At 69.9% G+C, this 16,483-nt stretch carries 11 protein-coding genes; 5 read left to right on the top strand and 6 right to left on the bottom strand.

Annotated elements, in window-relative coordinates:
- The first annotated feature begins 59 nt into the window (after nucleotides 1-59).
- Nucleotides 60-1,952 carry a molecular chaperone DnaK gene (dnaK, locus tag J8N05_RS29705; protein ID WP_210888307.1) on the top strand — a complete coding sequence of 631 codons (1,893 nt, stop codon included), beginning with the start codon at nucleotides 60-62 and terminating at the stop codon, nucleotides 1,950-1,952.
- A gap of 114 nt (nucleotides 1,953-2,066) precedes the next feature.
- On the opposite strand, the gene J8N05_RS29700 is transcribed toward dnaK, so the two are convergent.
- A complete protein-coding gene (locus tag J8N05_RS29700; protein WP_210888304.1) occupies nucleotides 2,067-2,930 on the bottom strand; it encodes a helix-turn-helix domain-containing protein in 864 nt (287 codons plus the stop codon).
- Between the two features lie 262 nt (nucleotides 2,931-3,192).
- Nucleotides 3,193-4,059, bottom strand: a complete 867-nt coding sequence (locus J8N05_RS29695; RefSeq protein ID WP_210888301.1) for a helix-turn-helix domain-containing protein — start codon at nucleotides 4,057-4,059, stop codon at nucleotides 3,193-3,195.
- A gap of 154 nt (nucleotides 4,060-4,213) precedes the next feature.
- Here J8N05_RS29695 and J8N05_RS29690 point away from each other — a divergent pair, with 154 nt between their 5' ends.
- Nucleotides 4,214-4,519, top strand: coding sequence for a 4a-hydroxytetrahydrobiopterin dehydratase (locus J8N05_RS29690; protein ID WP_210888298.1), 306 nt, complete (start codon nucleotides 4,214-4,216; stop codon nucleotides 4,517-4,519).
- Complete coding sequence (locus J8N05_RS29685) at nucleotides 4,516-5,265, top strand: class I SAM-dependent methyltransferase (protein WP_247706551.1); 750 nt, start codon at nucleotides 4,516-4,518, stop codon at nucleotides 5,263-5,265. The genes J8N05_RS29690 and J8N05_RS29685 overlap by 4 nt, the downstream gene beginning before the upstream one ends.
- A 470-nt stretch (nucleotides 5,266-5,735) precedes the next feature.
- Here the strand turns inward: J8N05_RS29685 and J8N05_RS29680 are convergent, their stop codons facing one another.
- Complete coding sequence (locus J8N05_RS29680) at nucleotides 5,736-6,233, bottom strand: hypothetical protein (RefSeq protein ID WP_210888296.1); 498 nt, start codon at nucleotides 6,231-6,233, stop codon at nucleotides 5,736-5,738.
- 89 nt (nucleotides 6,234-6,322) lie between these two features.
- Here J8N05_RS29680 and J8N05_RS29675 point away from each other — a divergent pair, with 89 nt between their 5' ends.
- Both J8N05_RS29675 and J8N05_RS29670 read left to right on the top strand, forming a co-directional pair.
- The gene (locus J8N05_RS29675; RefSeq protein WP_210888294.1) at nucleotides 6,323-7,273 is read left to right on the top strand and encodes a helix-turn-helix transcriptional regulator; all 951 of its coding nucleotides are present in this window, start codon (nucleotides 6,323-6,325) and stop codon (nucleotides 7,271-7,273) included.
- A gap of 92 nt (nucleotides 7,274-7,365) precedes the next feature.
- Nucleotides 7,366-9,237: a rhamnogalacturonan lyase gene (locus tag J8N05_RS29670; protein ID WP_210888293.1), complete on the top strand. Its 1,872-nt coding sequence runs from the start codon at nucleotides 7,366-7,368 to the stop codon at nucleotides 9,235-9,237.
- Nucleotides 9,238-9,322: 85 nt separating this feature from the next.
- On the opposite strand, the gene J8N05_RS29665 is transcribed toward J8N05_RS29670, so the two are convergent.
- The 3 genes from J8N05_RS29665 to J8N05_RS29655 all read right to left on the bottom strand — a co-directional run bounded on the left by J8N05_RS29665 (nucleotide 9,323) and on the right by J8N05_RS29655 (nucleotide 16,128).
- A complete protein-coding gene (locus J8N05_RS29665) occupies nucleotides 9,323-10,156 on the bottom strand; it encodes a PIG-L family deacetylase (RefSeq protein WP_210888291.1) in 834 nt (277 codons plus the stop codon).
- A gap of 191 nt (nucleotides 10,157-10,347) precedes the next feature.
- Nucleotides 10,348-13,017 (bottom strand): cellulose binding domain-containing protein, encoded by a 2,670-nt coding sequence (locus J8N05_RS29660; protein ID WP_210888289.1) that lies wholly within the window; start codon nucleotides 13,015-13,017, stop codon nucleotides 10,348-10,350.
- Nucleotides 13,018-13,215: 198 nt separating this feature from the next.
- Nucleotides 13,216-16,128: a glycoside hydrolase family 48 protein gene (locus J8N05_RS29655; protein ID WP_210888287.1), complete on the bottom strand. Its 2,913-nt coding sequence runs from the start codon at nucleotides 16,126-16,128 to the stop codon at nucleotides 13,216-13,218.
- Nucleotides 16,129-16,483: the final 355 nt, after the last annotated feature.

Raw genomic sequence — 16,483 nt, 5'->3', positions numbered from 1 at the left:
AGTTTTGTGATGGAACGCGGTGATGGAACGCGGCAAGACCTGGGCGGAAGGGGACGGACATGGCACGTGCGGTCGGGATCGACCTCGGTACCACGAACTCGGTGGTCGCCGTACTGGAAGGGGGTGAGCCCACGGTCGTCGCCAACGCGGAGGGCGCGCGCACCACCCCCTCGGTGGTGGCGTTCGCCAAGAACGGTGAGGTGCTCGTCGGGGAGGTCGCCAAACGGCAGGCCGTGACGAACATCGAGCGCACCGCGCGCTCCGTCAAACGCCATATGGGGGACCCGGGTTGGCGGTTCCCCGGCAGCGACGGCGGCACGATCGACGGCACCCGCTACCGCGCGCAGGAACTCTCCGCGCGCGTGCTGCAGAAACTGAAGCGGGACGCCGAGGCGTATCTCGGCGAGGACGTCACGGAAGCCGTGATCACCGTGCCCGCCTACTTCGACGACACCCAGCGCCAGGCCACCAAGGAGGCCGGCGAGATCGCGGGCCTGAGCGTGCTGCGGATCATCAACGAGCCGACGGCCGCGGCGCTGGCGTACGGACTGGACCGCGGTGAGGAGCAGACCGTCCTCGTCTTCGACCTGGGCGGCGGCACGTTCGACGTGTCCCTCCTGGAGATCGGCGACGGGGTCATCGAGGTCAAGGCCACCAACGGGGACACCCAACTGGGCGGCGACGACTGGGACCAGCGGGTCGTCGAGCACCTCGTCAAACGCTTCAAGGGCCAGTACGGCATCGACCTCGCCCAGGACAAGATGGCGCTCCAGCGGCTGCGGGAGGGCGCGGAGAAGGCCAAGATCGAGCTGTCCTCGTCCACCGAGACGACCGTCAACCTGCCCTACATCACCGCGACCGGCGACGGCCCGCTGCACCTCGACGAGAAGCTGACGCGCGCTCAGTTCCAGGAGCTGACGGCCGACTTGCTCGAACGCTGCAAGGCGCCCTTCCACCAGGCGGTCAAGGACGCCGGGGTGAAGCTCTCCGCGGTCGACCACGTCATCCTCGTCGGCGGCTCCACCCGGATGCCCGCGGTGACCGAGGTGGTCAAGGAACTCACCGGCAAGGACCCGCACAAGGGCGTCAACCCGGACGAGGTCGTGGCGCTCGGCGCGGCGCTCCAGGCGGGCGTCATCCGCGGCGACGTGAAGGACGTCCTCCTCCTCGACGTCACCCCGCTGTCCCTCGGCATCGAGACCAAGGGCGGCATCATGACCAAGCTCATCGAACGCAACACGACCATTCCCACCCGGCGTTCGGAGATCTTCACCACCGCCACGGACAACCAGCCGTCCGTCGGCATCCAGGTCTTCCAGGGCGAACGCGACATCGCCGCCTACAACAAGAAACTGGGCGTCTTCGACCTCACCGGGCTGCCGCCCTCGCCGCGCGGGCTGCCGCAGATCGAGGTCGCCTTCGACATCGACGCCAACGGAATCATGCATGTCTCGGCGAAGGACCTCGCCACCGGCCGCGAGCAGAAGATGACCGTCACGGGTGGTTCCGCGCTCGCCAAGGACGACATCGACCGCATGATGCGCGAGGCCGAGCAGTACGCCGACGAGGACCGCAGGCGCCGCGAGGCCGCCGAGACCCGCAACCAGGCCGAGCAACTCGTCTACCAGACAGAGAAGTTCATCCGCGACAACGAGGAGCGGATCCCGGCGGACATCAAGACGGAGGTCGAGGCCGCGATCGCCGAGCTCCAGACGCTCCTGAACGACCGGGACGGCACCGACACGAACACCCTGCGCACCGGCGCCGAGAAACTGGCCACCGTCAGTCAGAAGATGGGCCAGGCCATGTACGCCCAGGCCCAGCAGTCACCCCCACAGGACCAGCCGCCCGGCACGGAACAGCCCACCCCACCGGACGAGGAGACGGTGGTGGACGCGGAAATAGTCGACGAGGACCCCAAGAACACAGAAAAGAAGGACACCCCGACCTGACAGCCAGGGCTCAGCCCCACTACCTAGGGGCGCGGGGAACTGCGCGCTCAGCCCAGGACGACCGTCAGCCGAAAAACAAGCCCCCAAGCCCCCCCGGGCGGGCAAAGCGCACCCTCAAAAATCCGCCCGGCGCGCCAGAATCATCTCCCTGGTCCGCCGGGCGGAGGCCACCCCCGTGGCCATATGGTCGAGCACCTCCAGATGCGCGGCCACTTCCTTGCGGGAGTCCAGGTACAGCGCCCCGGTCAGATACTCCGTGTACACCATGTCCGGCAACTCCGGCTCCGCGAACCGGAACAGCACGAAGGGCGCGTACGTCCCCGGATGGGGCCCCGCCGAGAACTCGGCGATCTGCAGCGTGATGTGGTCGTTCTCGACGGCCGCGAGGAGATGGTCCAGCTGGTCGGCCATCACCTCGGAACGGATGCTGACCGGCCGCTGCAGGACCGTTTCCTCCATGATCACCCACAGATGCGGCGGACGTTCCCCCGTGAGCAGCTTCTGCCGCGCCATCCGCAGGGACACATGGCGTTCGATCTCCTCGGTCCCCGTCTGCCCGACCGTGCCCGCCTCCAGGACGGCCCGGGCGTAGTCCTCGGTCTGCAGCAGCCCCGGCACGAAGTGCGGCTCGTACGACCGGATGATCGAGGCGGCGCCCTCCAGGCTCACGTACAGGCTGAACCAGTCCGGCAGGACGTCGTGGTAGCGCTGCCACCAGCCGGGCTCGTTCGCCTCCTCGACCAGCCGCACGAAGGACGCCGTCTCCTCGTCGCCCACGCCGTACGTCGACAGGAGCACCTGGACGTACGGGATCTTCAGCGCGACCTCGGCCATCTCCATCCGCCGGACGGTCGCGGGCGCCACCCGCAGGATCCGCGCGGCCTCGTCCCGCTTCAGACCGGACGCCTCACGCAGCTCCTGGAGCCGTCTGCCCAGTACCACCTGCCCCACGGTCGGGGCGGGCCGCCTCTCACTCACGCTGCGCCTCCCCGAGCCCCGAACATGGCGAGAAGTGTGCCACGTTCCCGCGAAAGCCTCACCGGATCCCCTCATCCTGCCCGGTGTGTCGGCATGGGGGTCGTACCGGCGGTGTGGCCGGTGGGGGCTTGGCGCGCAGTTCCCCGCGCCCCTGAAGGGCGAAAAGCAGGGGCGCAGCCCCGTTTTGGGGGGCGCGGGGAACTGCGCGACCAGCCCCCACCGGCCCGCCAGAAGGACCGACGACCCGCGGCCTGAAAAGGCGTCACGACATCAGCGAGTGCAGATACTTCCCCGTCGCCGGGTCGGCGGGAAGCAGCGTCTCGATCGCCAGCTCGGCGACCGTCACATCCATCGGTGTGTTGAACGTGGAGATGGACGAGATGAAGGACAGCACCCGCCCCTCGTGCTCGATCCGCAGCGGCAGCGCGAAGTAGGGGACGGGCTCGGCGGACTCCTCGTCGAGCGGGGCGTCGTGAGGGGCGGCGGGCGGAGCCGGATAGGCGGCGACCTCCTCGTACAGCGCGCGCAACGGCTGTGAGCGGCGCAGGGCGATGTCCCGTTCCATCTGGGCCAGCAGATGTCCGCGCCACTCGCGCAGATTGCGGATCCTGGGCGCCAGTCCCTCCGGGTGCAGGGTCAGCCGCATCGCGTTCAGCGGCGGGGCGAGCAGCTTCTCGGGGACGCCGCCCAGCAGCATCAGGATGCCCTGGTTGGCGGCGACCACGTCGTACGTGGCGTCCACGACCAGCGCCGGATAGGGCTCGTAGCCCCGGATCAGCCGCTCCACCCCCTCCCGCAGCGCGTCCAGCGCCGGATCGTCCAGCGGGGTCTCCGGATAGCGGGGCGCGTAACCGGCCGCCAGCAGAAGGGAGTTGCGGTCCCGCACCGGTACGTCCAGGTGCTCGGCGAGCCGCAGCACCATCTCCTCGCTCGGCCGGGAGCGGCCCGTCTCGATGAAGCTGATGTGCCGCGCCGACGACCCCGCCCGTAGCGCCAGCTCCAGCTGACTCACCCGGCGCTGCTCCCGCCAGCCGCGCAGCAGCGGACCGACTCCCTCGGCGGCGGAGGCGCCGCCCCGCGCACCGGTGGACACGCTTACGGACCCGGAGGTGTACGCGGCGCTGGTCATGCCCCGACCGTAGTCGACACGCCCGCACGGGGCGACGCCCGGCCAGGAGGCCGAATGCCGACCTCGCTGCCCGCCGGGACCCGCCTGACCAGGGACGGGGGAGCGGGACTGTGGCAGGCTGAGGAGATCCGGACGCCATGGAAGGAGCGCGGTCATGCCCCTGGAACCGTTGTCGCAGAAGGAGATCGAGGACCGGCTCGCGGAACTGCCCGGCTGGTCCCTGGACGGAGAGAGAATCTCCCGTACCTACCGGCTGGACTCGCACTTCGCCGCGGCCGCCCTGGTCGTCCACATCGCCCAGGTGCAGGACGAACAGGACCACCACTCGGACCTCACGCTCGGCTACGACACCGTCCTGCTCACCGTGAACACGCACAGCGTGGGCGGCGCCGTCACCGAGAAGGACTTCGCGCTGGCCGGCCGGGTCGAGGAGCTGAGCACCGGGCACGGCGCGCGGTGAGCACGCTGGTCTTCGACTACGACGAGGAGGCCGAGCGGTACGACGCGCTGCGGGGCGGCGAACCCCGTGCCGAGGCGGCCGCCGACGCCGTCCTCGGGCTGCTGCCCGACGGAACCCGCACTCTCCTGGACGTCGCCTGCGGCACCGGTACCGTGACCCGCCGCCTCCTGGCGGCCGGCCTCGACGTGACGGGCGCCGACGCCGCGTACGGCATGCTGAGCCGGGCCGCGGAGCGGGTGCCGGGCCGTGTCGTACTCGCCGACGCCCGCCGACTGCCCTTCCCCGACGCCTCGTTCGACGCCGTCTCGGCGATCTGGCTGCTGCACCTCCTGGACGACGCCGAACTGGTCGTCGCCGAGGCGGCCCGGGTGCTGCGGCCCGGCGGCGTCCTCGTCACGACCGTCGACAAGGCGGCCTCGCACGACGTGGGCAGCGACATCGACACCGTGATGGCGCCGCGTCCCCGCCGCGCGGCCCGGGACCGCGCGGACCTCGTGGCGTCGTACGCGGGTCGGCACGGGCTCCTGCCGGCGGGCCGGGCGGGCTTTCGTGGCCGCGGTCAGGGGCGGACCCCGCGCCAGGCGGCTGCCGACGTGCGCCGGGGCTGGTACACGTTGCTGACGCCAGGCATGTCCCTCACCGAACAGCTGGCATCCCGCCTGGAACAACTCCCGAACCAGCAAGTCCCCCGCCCGGAACCCCACTTCAAACTCCGAGCATTCCAAAACCCGGGACCACCCTTGTAGGGGCGCGAGCAACCCGGGCCGTCCCGCGCTCGACATCCAGGCCCGACCCCCACCCCCTGGGGGCGCGAGGAACGGCGCGAGCAACCCGGGACGTCCTGCAGCCGACTTCCAGGCCCGACCCCCACCCCCCTAGGGGCGCGGGGAACTGCGCGGCCAACCCCCACCCACCCGCAGTCGCCATCGGGGGGACGCCCCCACCCCCTGCGCGAGCGCCCCCCACGGCCTGCGGTCGGCACCTGCGCCGCGCCCCTAAGAGGGTGGCTCTCCGGGCCCGGGTGTCGACTGCGGGTGGGTGGGGGTTGCTCGCGCAGTTCCCCGCGCCCCTAGGGGGTGGGGCTTCGGGTCCGAGTGTCGGCCGCGGGCTGTCGGGGGTTGCTCGCGCAGTTCCTCGCGCCCCTAGGGGGTGGGGGCTCGGGTCCGGGTGTCGGCCGCGGGCTGTCGGGGGTTGGCCGCGCAGTTCCCCGCGCCCCCTAAGCCGCGGGCAAGCCGACCCCCCGACCCCCCGTCGTCCCCCCGCGCAGCCGATCGGCCAGATAGCCGTCGAGGTCGGGTACGGAAGGCGCAAGCACATGCCGCACCCACGCATCACGTTCGTGCAGCACCGGCGGCAATTCCCAGACGCAGCCGATCCACGGCCGGTCCAGCGTGATGAAGTGTGTCGGGTCGCGGTCCGGACAACCGAGCACGGGCTGCCCCGCCGTGGCGCCCCCGAAGTGCAGGACGTTGTCCCACACCCAGCTGTACGCGTTGAGGTAGGCGCCGTCGTCACCGCCCCGGTGCAGCACGACGAACGTGGCGGGCGGCGTACCGTCCGCCTCCGGAAGCAGCTTCGGCAGCATCGCGTACGCCGCCTCCTCCACCTCGGGCGCGATGCCCGCCGGGTCGGCCGTGACGTGGTAGCGCTTGATCCACCGGCCCGCCACCTCGATGGGCGGCGGCACGGTCAGCAGTTTCTCCGCGAAGGTCATGGAGGGGACGCTAGGGCCGCTTCACTGACACCTTCTGTCAGTGGAGTGTCCGCCGGTGCGGTGTCGGCGGTGCCTGCCATTCTGGGGCGATGAAGTCGGCCCGCCTCGTCTCGATCCTCCTGCTGCTCCAGACCAGGGGCCGGATGACCGCCGCCGCCCTCGCGGAGGAGCTGGAGGTCTCGGTGCGCACGGTCTACCGGGACGTCGAGGCGCTGAGCGAGGCCGGTGTCCCGCTGTACGGCGACGCGGGTCACGCGGGCGGCTACCGGCTCCTCGACGGCTACCGCACCCGGCTGACCGGCCTCACCGCGGGCGAGGCCGAGGCCCTGTTCCTCGCGGGTGCCCCGGGCCCGGCCGCCGAGCTGGGACTCGGCCCGCTGCTGGCCGCCGCCCAGCTCAAGGTACGTGCCGCACTGCCGAGCGAGCTGCGCGAGCACGCCGACCGCGTCAGCGGCCGCTTCCACCTGGACGCGCCGGGCTGGTACGCGGGCACCGGCGACGGAGCCGCTCTGTACCTGCCCGCCGTCGCCGACGCCGTCTGGAACAGCAGGGTCCTGCACGTCCTGTACCGCCGCTGGCGCGAGCCGACCGACGTACGGCGCCGCCTGGAACCGTACGGCCTGGTCCTCAAGGCGGGCCGCTGGTACGTCGTCGCGGGCCCGGGACCGCGTACGTTCCGGGTCGACCAGATCCTCGAACTCGTCGCTGGGGACGAGGAGTTCAGCCGTCCCGACGCGTTCGACCTCGGCGCGTACTGGGCCGCGTACCAGCGTGACTTCCATGACCGGCTGCACCGGGCGGAGGCGGTGGTCAGGCTCGCCCCCGGCACCCGCCTCTCCGGCCCGGCGGGTGACGCCGTGCGCGTCAACGGCGTACCGGACGAGGGGGGTTGGACCCGGGCCACCGTCCCCATCGAGTCCGTCGAGCACGCCCACGCCGAGTTCCTGCGGCTCGGCACGGGTGTGGAGGTGCTGGCACCGCCCGAACTGCGCGAACGCATCGCGGCGACGGTCGCCGCGCTCGCCCACACCTACACGTAGAGAGCGCTTACCGAATCACGGCAACCCCCCTGCCCCCAGCGGCAACTGAGGTGACAGAACCCGTCTGCCCCCTCCCAGGGAGGTACCCCACCGTGCAGCACCCGCATCGCAGACGCAGCAGGACCCGTCTCCTCCTCTCCACCGTGCTTGCCGGCGCCCTCGCCGCCGCCGGACTCACCACGCTCACCGCCACACCCGCCGAGGCCGCGACGGCCCGCCAGGTCGAGAAGCTCGACCGGGGTGTCGTCAGCGTCCACACCGACGCGGGCAACCTGGTCAGCTGGCGCTGGCTCGGCACCGACCCGAACGACGTGTCGTTCAACGTCTACCGGGCGGGTACGAAGGTCAACTCGACCCCGATCACCGGCTCGACGAACTACTTCCACTCCGCCGGACCCGCCCAGGCCGACTACACGGTCCGCGCGATCGTGGGAGGTGTCGAGCAGGCCGACTCCGTGCACGCGATCCAGTTCCGCACCGGCTACAAGGACGTACCGATCAGCCCGCCCGCCGGCGGCACCACCCCCGACGGTGTCGCGTACACCTACGAGGCCAACGACGCCTCGGTCGGCGACCTCGACGGCGACGGCGCGCTCGACTTCGTCCTGAAGTGGCAGCCCACCAACGCCAAGGACAACTCCCAGTCCGGCTACACCGGCAACACGATCATCGACGGGATCAAGCTCGACGGCACCCGGCTGTGGCGCGTCGACCTCGGCCGGAACATCCGCTCGGGCGCGCACTACACCCAGTTCCAGGTGTACGACTACGACGGCGACGGCAAGGCCGAGGTGGCCGCGAAGACCGCCGACGCGACGGTCGACGGAACGGGCGCGGTCATCGGCAGTTCTTCCGCCGACTACCGCAACTCCAGCGGATACGTCCTCTCCGGGCCCGAGTACCTGACCATGTTCAATGGCCAGACCGGCAAGGCGATGGGGACGGTGGACTACGTCCCGGCGCGCGGCACGGTCTCGTCGTGGGGCGACTCGTACGGCAACCGCGTGGACCGCTTCCTCGCGGGCACCGCCTATCTCGACGGCGCCCGGCCCTCGCTCATCATGGCGCGCGGCTACTACACGCGCTCGGTGATCGCGGCCTGGGACTGGCGGGGCGGCGCGTTCACCCGCCGCTGGACCTTCGACACCAACTCGTCGACCAACACCGGCAAGGGCTACGACGGCCAGGGCTCGCACAGCCTGTCGGTCGGGGACGTCGACAACGACGGCAAGGACGAGATCGTCTACGGGGCGATGGCCGTCGACGACAACGGCAACGGCCTGTGGACGACGAAGACCGGGCACGGCGACGCCCAGCATCTGGGCGACCTCGACCCGGGGACCTCGGGCCTCGAATACTTCAAGGTCTCCGAATCCGCTTCACAGCCCGCCGAGCTGTACATCAACCCGGCGAACGGCGCGATCCGCTGGCAGCTCGCCGCCTGCTGCGACAACGGCAGGGGAGTGGCCGGGGACATCTACGCGGGCAACGACGGCGCCGAGGTGTGGTCCGCCTCCGACACCAACATCCGGGACGAGGCCGGCGCCACCAAGGGCCGCGAGCCGTCCTCCGTCAACTTCCTGTCCTGGTGGGACGGCGACACCACGCGCGAACTCCTCGACGGCACCCACATCGACAAGTACGGCACCTCGTCCGACACCCGCCTGCTGACCGGCGCCTCCGTCCACTCCAACAACGGCACCAAGGCGACGCCGGCCCTCTCCGGCGACCTCTTCGGCGACTGGCGCGAGGAGGTCGTCTGGGCGACGAGCGACAACACGGCCCTGCGCATCTACTCGACCCCGACGGAAACCACCACGAAGATCACGACCCTGCTCCACGACACGATGTACCGCACGGGCATCGCCTGGCAGAACACCGCCTACAACCAGCCCCCGCACCCCAGCTTCTTCATCGGCAACGGCATGCCGACGGCACCACGACCGACGGTGTACACGCCGTGACCGCCGTGACCTGCTGAAACGGGTTCCGGAGACAGGAGAGGGGCGGCCACCCCGGCCAGTGGGACGGCCGCCCCTCCACCGGTGATCAGCGCAGTCCGGCGAACAGGTCCTTCTCCGGCAGGGCCGCGCCGGTGGTGTCCTTCACGCGCACGAAGGTCTCCATGCCCATGAACTCGCCGAACCTCTCCTTGCCCATCTTGAGGAAGAAGATGTTCTCGCCCTGGCTGGCGTGCGCGGCCAGCGAGTCGAACTTCTGGCCGCTGAACGCGGTGGTGTCCACCCATGTGGTGATCTCGTCGTCGGGGAGGCCGATCTTGGCCATCTCGGCGACCTGGGCGGGATCCGGCTCCGGCATGTCCGGGTGGAACTCGCGCATGATCTCGCCGAACCGCTGCATCGTCGAGCGGGGCATCGTGGTCCAGTACACCTTCGGCGTCAGCTCGGTCAGCTCCAGCGCCGCCATCGTGATGCGGTGGGCCTGGATGTGGTCGGGGTGGCCGTAGAAGCCGTTCTCGTCGTAGGTGACGACCACATCGGGCCGGTAGTGCCGCATGAGGTCCGCGAGCCGGGCCGCGCCCTCCTCCACGGGGGTCTGCCAGAAGGATCCGGGGGCGTCGTTGCTCGGCCAGCCCATCATTCCGGAGTCGGCGTAGTCCAGCGTCTCCAGATCGCTGATCTTCAGGACGTCGCAGCTCGCCAGAAGCTCCTGCCGGCGCATCGCGACGACCGCCGCCGGGTCGTGTCCGGGATCGCCCGGCTTGACACCTCCCGGCCCGTCTCCGCAACCGCCGTCGGTACAGGTCACGAGTACCGTGCGGATTCCTTCCGCCGCATACTGCGCGAGGATCCCGCCGGTGCTGGTGGCCTCGTCGTCGGGGTGGGCGTGCACAGCCATGATCGTCAAGGGCCGGTCGGTCATGAAAAAGATCCTTCTGCAGAGTTGCATCCTGGTCCGAGGCAGGGGCGGGTCACGCCGGTGCCTCGGTCGATGCAACAGTGTCGACCGCACCGCCTGTTCCCGGCACGGCCGCCCGGCCTTCGAGGCACGGCAGCACAAGGAGGGCGCGGACCGCGTGGGGTCCGCGCCCTCCCGTTCGTCCCGCCCGGGGGTCAGGTCACCGAGCAGGACTGGTCACCGAGCTTGAACGCCGTCGGCTTGGTGTTCGATCCCGACCAGCTGCCCGTGAAGCCGAAAGCCACGGACGAACCGGCCGCCACGTTCGCGTTCCAGCTCACGTTCTTCGTTGTGACGGCCGCTCCGGATTGGGTCGACTCCGCGTTCCACGCCTGGGTGACGCTCTGCCCGTCGGCGAAGGACCAGCCGAGCGACCACCCGGTCCACGCGGTCGTGCCGGTGTTGGCGAGCTGCACGTCCGCCTGGAAGCCGCCCGACCACTGGTTGGTGATCTTGTATGTGACCGCGCAGGCCCCGGTCGGCGTCGGATCCGTACCGCCGCCCCCGCCCCCGCCGCCAGCGTCGGACGAGTCGCCGTAGATCACACCGCGCCCGTTCGTCGACACGTACACGCGCCCGTAGACGCGCGGATCGCCGGTGATGGCGGCGCCCGTCCAGCCCCACTGATGGGCGTCGTCGTTGATACGGGTCCAGGTGGCGCCCTTGTCCGTGGAGCGGAAGATGCCCCGCACACCGCCGATCTTCGCGCTGGTGTAGAGCGTCTGGTACGAGGCCCCGGTCGCCGCCTTGCCGAAGCCGATGGTGTCCGCCTGCTCGACGTTCGACAGCTTGGTGAAGGTCGCGCCGGAGTCCGTGGAGTGCCACAGCCCGTACGCGCCGTCGCTCGCCCCGCCCGCCAGCCAGACGTCACCCTTCACCCCGGGCAGCGCCTTGAACCGTACGCTGTCGCCGCTCGGCAGTCCGGTCGCGGAGGAGGCGGTGAAGGTCGCGCCGCCGTCCGAACTCACATAGAACTTGCCGGACTTGAAGCCGTAGAACGTCTTCGGATCGACCCGGTCGGACTCCACGACCGCGTCGGCCGGGATGCCGCTCGACGCCGTCCACGACGTACCGAACCCGGTCGCGTAGTGCACGCCCGCGCCCGCCGGGCTCCACACGAACCGGCTGCCGTCCGAGGCCGAGGCGACCGTGCCGCCGCCGCTCACCCCCGAAGGGTCCGTGCCGGCGAACCAGTTGGCGCCGTTGTCCGTCGAGAACGCCACGTGCGGACCGGAGTCCAGGTTGCCCGCCCGCACCACGATGCCCGGGTTGGACTCCGCGAAGTCGAGGCTCGTCGTGCTGGTGAAGTTCGGTGAGGTGAACATCATCGAGGGAACTTTGGTGAGGTCCGTGTGCCGGAAGCCGCCGATGTCACCCAGGGCGCTGAGGAGTTGGGCGCCGCCGGACGGGGGAGCGGCCAGGTCGTTCACGGCCGTCTCCTCCAGCCCCTGCACCATCGGCTTGACGGTGAACTGGCCGCCGCTGTCCCACTGGCCCAGGTTCTCGGTCCCGTAGATCGTCGCGCCCGTCCCGTACATCATCCGGGCCGAGTTGAACGGATCGATCTCCAACGCCTCGGTCATCCAGCCCAGTTTGGGCGTCTGCTCGGGCGGCGACGGATTGGCGCCCCAGGTCAGCCAGGGCGAGGACGACACGTCCATGGTGAAGCGGTTCGAGCGGTTGGGGTACGACGTGTAGTCCCACGCCTTCGTCCAGGTCCCGCCGCTGTCGGTGGAGCGGAAGATCTGGGTGTCGGGCCACCACGAGCTGTACGCGGTCGCCATCACCGTGCCCGGCTTCTGCCGGTCGACGGTCAGGCCGCTGAAGCCGTAGTAGGTGTCGGCCTCCGCGACCGGGCTGATGTCCGTCCAGGCGCCGGTCGCCGTCGTGTACCGCCAGATCCGGCCCTTGCCGCCGTCGTACGGCCCGCCCTTGTCGCTGTACGCGAGATAGAGATAGCCGTTCGTCGCGTCCAGGACGCCCTTGTGGGCCAGGTAGCCGGTGGGCTGTCCGGCGATCCGGGACCAGGTCGCGCCCGCGTCGGTCGAGCGGTAGACGGCGTTGTCCTTGTCGGCGACCCCGACGTAGATGTTCTTGGTGGCGTCGGTGCCGGTGCTGCTCGACTCGTCGAAGGTGACCCAGGCGATGCCCTGGTTGTCGGAGGCGTACCCGCTGGTGTCGGTCGCGTCCTGGACGTAGTTGCCGACGTTCGGGAAGTTCGTCACCTGCGACCAGGAGGCCCCGGAGTCGGTGGATCGCCACAGCCCCTTGCCGCTCGGCGCGCCCAGGTACAGCACGCTGTTCCTGTGGGGGTCGACGGCGAGCCGCTCACCCATGCCGCGTCCGGGCATGTTCCCGCCCAGCTTGAACGGCAGATCGGCCTTCAGCCAGGTCGCGCCCCGGTCGGAGGACCTGAGCACGGCCCCGTTCCCCGGGTCCCAGCTGTTCGTGTACGTGCCGACGGCAGCGTACACCTTGCTGGGCGCCACCGGGTCGGAGGCGAGGCTCACGACTCCGGTGTGCCCCCACCGGTCCCAGCCGACCGAGTCGAGCAGCGGCGTCCAGCTCTTCGACGCCTCCTGCCAGCGATAGGCGCCGCCGATGTCGGTGCGGGCGTACGCGAGATTCTTCTCGGACCGGTTGAACACGATCCCGGGGACGAAGCCGCCCCCGTCGATACGGGCGTTCTTCCAGGTATAGGTGTCGGCGGCGATGGACACCGCCGAACCCTTCTCGACGGGCTGCGCGGCGAGCGCGGGAGGCGCACCGGCGAGCAGCCCGGCGGCGAGCCCGAGCACAGCGGTCAGGACGGGGGTTCTTCGCACGGTGACCCTCTCCTTGCGTGGGGGGAGGTGGGGGAGACGTGAAAGGCCGGGCGGCCCCCAGTGCGGTTGGGGACCGCCCACGGCACGTTGTGTCACGCCCCGAGCCCCGTCTCTTTTAGGGGCGCGGGGAACTGCGCGACCAGCCACGGACAAGCCGCAGCCGACGTACCGACCTTCCCGCGGAGCGAACTGCGGGGCTTATTCGAGAAGCTCCGCGTAAGAGCCCATGGCGAGGGCGATATCCGCCTGGGCCCAGAACCGGTGATACGTGAAAGAGGGCGCGGCCCCGCCGGCCAGATACGCCTCGATCTTCGACCAAGCCGGATCGTCCTCGTAGAACGACCGGATCGAGTCGAACGTCGACGACGAGTTCACGGCGTCCCCGTTCGGCATCGTGCCGCTCCACCCGCTCGGCACGTACACCGAGTCGTCGAACCGGTTGTAGTCGGCCCGCGTCTCCGGCACCGCGACACCCAGCGCGTCCTGGTTGTTCGCCCACATGCCGTCGAGCAGCGCCTTCGCCGTGGTCTTCGCCTCGGTGTCACCGGACCGGTCCGCGTAGTACGTCAGGGTCTTGGCGTACGCGGCCGCCACCCCGACGTCGTTCGTGTAGTCGGCGACGGTGACATGAAGTCCCGTGTTGGCACCGGGACTCGACGCGTTCCAGGTGTCCGGCTTGCCCGACCACTGGAGCGTGCTCGGGATCCGGAAGGTGCCGTCAGGGTTGACCGTGGTGTTGGCCAGCGCCCAGTCGACCCACTTGTCGAGGACGGTCTTCGCGTCCGCGTTGCCCGTCTGCTGGTAGTACTCGGCGACCCGCTCCATCGACCACGCCTGGAAGCCGAACCACTGGTTGGACGGCGGGTCGTGGTAGACGGGCTTCTCGTCGTAGTACATGCCGTAGAAGGTCGGCGTCCCGGAGGGCGGTGTCGCGTAGCGGCCCTGCCAGCTGTTGGTGGCGCCGCCCGCGATGGCTCCCTCGCTGGACTGCAGCCACCGGTAGAACTCCAGTTGCCGGCCCAGGGACTTGGCCCAGTCCGCCTGCCCTGTCGCCGACTTGGGCTTCAGGTCGGCGTACGAGCTGAGCGCGTACGCCGCGAGGGGGTTCTGGTAGCCGCCGTGGGTGTGGCTGGAGCCGATGCGCCAGGCCCAGCCCGCCGAGGCGTCGGTCGCGCCGCCCCACGCGTAGTACCAGTTCAGCAGGTAGTGCGAGGCGTCCTTGCCGGTGCCCGCCGGGCAGGTCGACGGACCCACACAGTTGCCGATCTTCTTGAAGTACTTGTCGTACATCGAGTAGCGGAGATAGTCACCCATCTTCGCCGCCTTGCCGACGGTCGCGGACACGTCCGCGCCCTTGCCCTGCGCCTCGGCCCAGATGTCCGCCCAGTACGCGGCCTGCACGGCCCGCGCGTCGGCGTCGGGGGCGTTGGTGAACTTCCACTGCTTGGCGTACGAGGCGTCCTTGGTGAACAGGTCCAAGTACCCGTTCGTACCGCCGTACTTGAAGGCGTCGCAGGTCGGCTGCGGCACCGTCTCCCACACCGACTCCTGCGCACCGCGCTGGAAGGTGTTGATGTACGAGGGGCCGGTGTCGGCCGGGCCCGCCTCGCACTTGCCCGGCGAGTTGCCGTACCCGTAGACGTTGTCCACGTCCTGCAGCCAGTGCATGCCGTACACGTCGTCCGTGCCGTACGCGCTCTTCAGCTCCGCCGCGATCGGGTCCGGGCCGACCGAGATCCCCGAGTCGAGCTGCGCCGGGTACTCGTTCGGCGTGTCCAGCTCGGGTGCGTACGTCGCCGGCTTCGAGGCGTTGTAGAACGAGTTGGTCGGCTGGTCGGCGTGCGTGGGGATCATGAACTTCTCCATGATGTCCCAGGCGCCGTTGAACTTCGACCAGTCGCCCGTGACCTTGCCGTACATGGCCTGCAGCCACAGCAGATAGCTGTACGCCTCGGACGTCGTCTCATGCCCGTGGTCGGGCGCCTCGACGATCAGGGTCTCCACCGAGTGGTACGGGATGCCCTCCGGCGAGAAGTAGCCGTTCGCCGGGTTGGTGATCTTCCCGTAGAGGTCCAGGAAGCGGGCGTCGTACTCCTTCGACGCGGCGAGCTGGGTGACGGTCACCGACGCCTTGGCGTGCCCGGTGGCCGTCGAGTCGAAGACGGCCGAGCCGGTGCCCGTGGCATTGGCGGTGACGGTCACCTTCTGGGCCGTGGCCCAGTTCGACGGGGTGAAGGTCAGCGACGCCCCGCCGGTGACGGACAGCCCCGTGTTGCCGCTCGCGCGAGCGGTCGACACGGTCACGTTCGCCGAGGGCTGGGTCGAGAGCTTGACGTCGTACGTGCCCGTCTTGCCCTGCTGGACGCCGAGTTGGGTCGGTGAGACCACCACCGCGGGACCCGAGGCGACCGTGATGCCCACCGGAGTTGACTCGGCGGAGGCGCCCAGACTGTCGTACGCCTTCGCCAGCAACGAATGACTGCCCACGGTCAATCCCGTGGCCGAGAGCGAGTACGGCGAGCTGGTGTCGGTGCCCAGCAGGGTCGTGTCGTCGTAGAACTCGACCTTGCTGATCGTGGCGCCGTCCGCCGCCGCGGCCGTCGCGGCGAGCGGGACCGCCGTCCCCTGGGAGTACACGGCACCCGCCGCGGGGCTGGTCAGCACCGTGATCGGCGGCTGATGGGCGCCGGCGCAGGTCGTGCCGTTGATGGCGAAGGAGGTGGGCGCGGTGTTGGTGCCGCTGTAGGTGAACTGGGCGCCGGTCGTGACGGCAGCCCCGACCGCGATGGTCCCGTTCCAGGACGCGTTCGTCGCGGTGACGGTCTTCCCGGACTGCGACCAGGTGCCGCTCCAGCCGCTGCTCAGCTGCTGGTTGCCGGTGTAGCCGTACGTCAGGGTCCAGCCGCTGATCGCCTCCGTGCCGCGGTTGGTGAGGGTGAGCTCGGCGGTGAAACCGGAGCCCCAGTCGTTCGTCCTGTAGTCGACGCTGCACTGAACGGCCGCCGCCTGTGCAGGAGTTGTACCGGTGGTGAGCATGGTCAGCGGGAGCGCGAGGGCCGCCACCACGGCTGTCCACATCCGCCGCGCACGGCGTCTGCGTCTGGGTGCCATGTTCTGGTTCCTCTCCTTGCGGCTCGGAGATGGGGGGGAGGAGCAACAAGCCTTGAACCAGTGGGAGCGCTCCCATATTGGAGAGAGGGGTGCAAGGGGTCAAGGTGCTTGAAGAGTCGAAATGATTCGATAGATCAAGAGTGCAACTCCTCTGTCGTTTACCAACACTTGGCGCTACCTTCGTCCGCACCAGTGGGAGCGGTTCCACCAGTCGACGCGTCCGTCACGACGCGACCGCACTGCAAGGAGTCGCTCATGCACCACCCCCGCGTTCACTTTTTCCGGTGGCCGGCCTTGAGCGGTCGGCGCGGGTGCACTCCTTCATCGGCCGCGCCGTGACGTGCTTCGACGTGCT

The organism is Streptomyces liliiviolaceus, from assembly GCF_018070025.1.
Taxonomy (GTDB): domain Bacteria; phylum Actinomycetota; class Actinomycetes; order Streptomycetales; family Streptomycetaceae; genus Streptomyces; species Streptomyces liliiviolaceus.
Note: the sequence above shows the minus strand (reverse complement) of the source record. Positions and strands in the feature narration are given on the sequence as shown.

Excerpts from the sequence above, each read along its gene's own strand:
- J8N05_RS29655 (WP_210888287.1), bottom strand. The coding sequence starts at position 16,128 with ATGGCACCCAGACGCAGACGCCGTGCGCGGCGGATGTGGACAGCCGTG.
- dnaK (WP_210888307.1), top strand. The coding sequence starts at position 60 with ATGGCACGTGCGGTCGGGATCGACCTCGGTACCACGAACTCGGTGGTC.
- J8N05_RS29680 (WP_210888296.1), bottom strand. The coding sequence starts at position 6,233 with ATGACCTTCGCGGAGAAACTGCTGACCGTGCCGCCGCCCATCGAGGTG.
- J8N05_RS29690 (WP_210888298.1), top strand. The coding sequence starts at position 4,214 with ATGCCCCTGGAACCGTTGTCGCAGAAGGAGATCGAGGACCGGCTCGCG.
- J8N05_RS29675 (WP_210888294.1), top strand. The coding sequence starts at position 6,323 with ATGAAGTCGGCCCGCCTCGTCTCGATCCTCCTGCTGCTCCAGACCAGG.
- J8N05_RS29695 (WP_210888301.1), bottom strand. The coding sequence starts at position 4,059 with ATGACCAGCGCCGCGTACACCTCCGGGTCCGTAAGCGTGTCCACCGGT.
- J8N05_RS29665 (WP_210888291.1), bottom strand. The coding sequence starts at position 10,156 with ATGACCGACCGGCCCTTGACGATCATGGCTGTGCACGCCCACCCCGAC.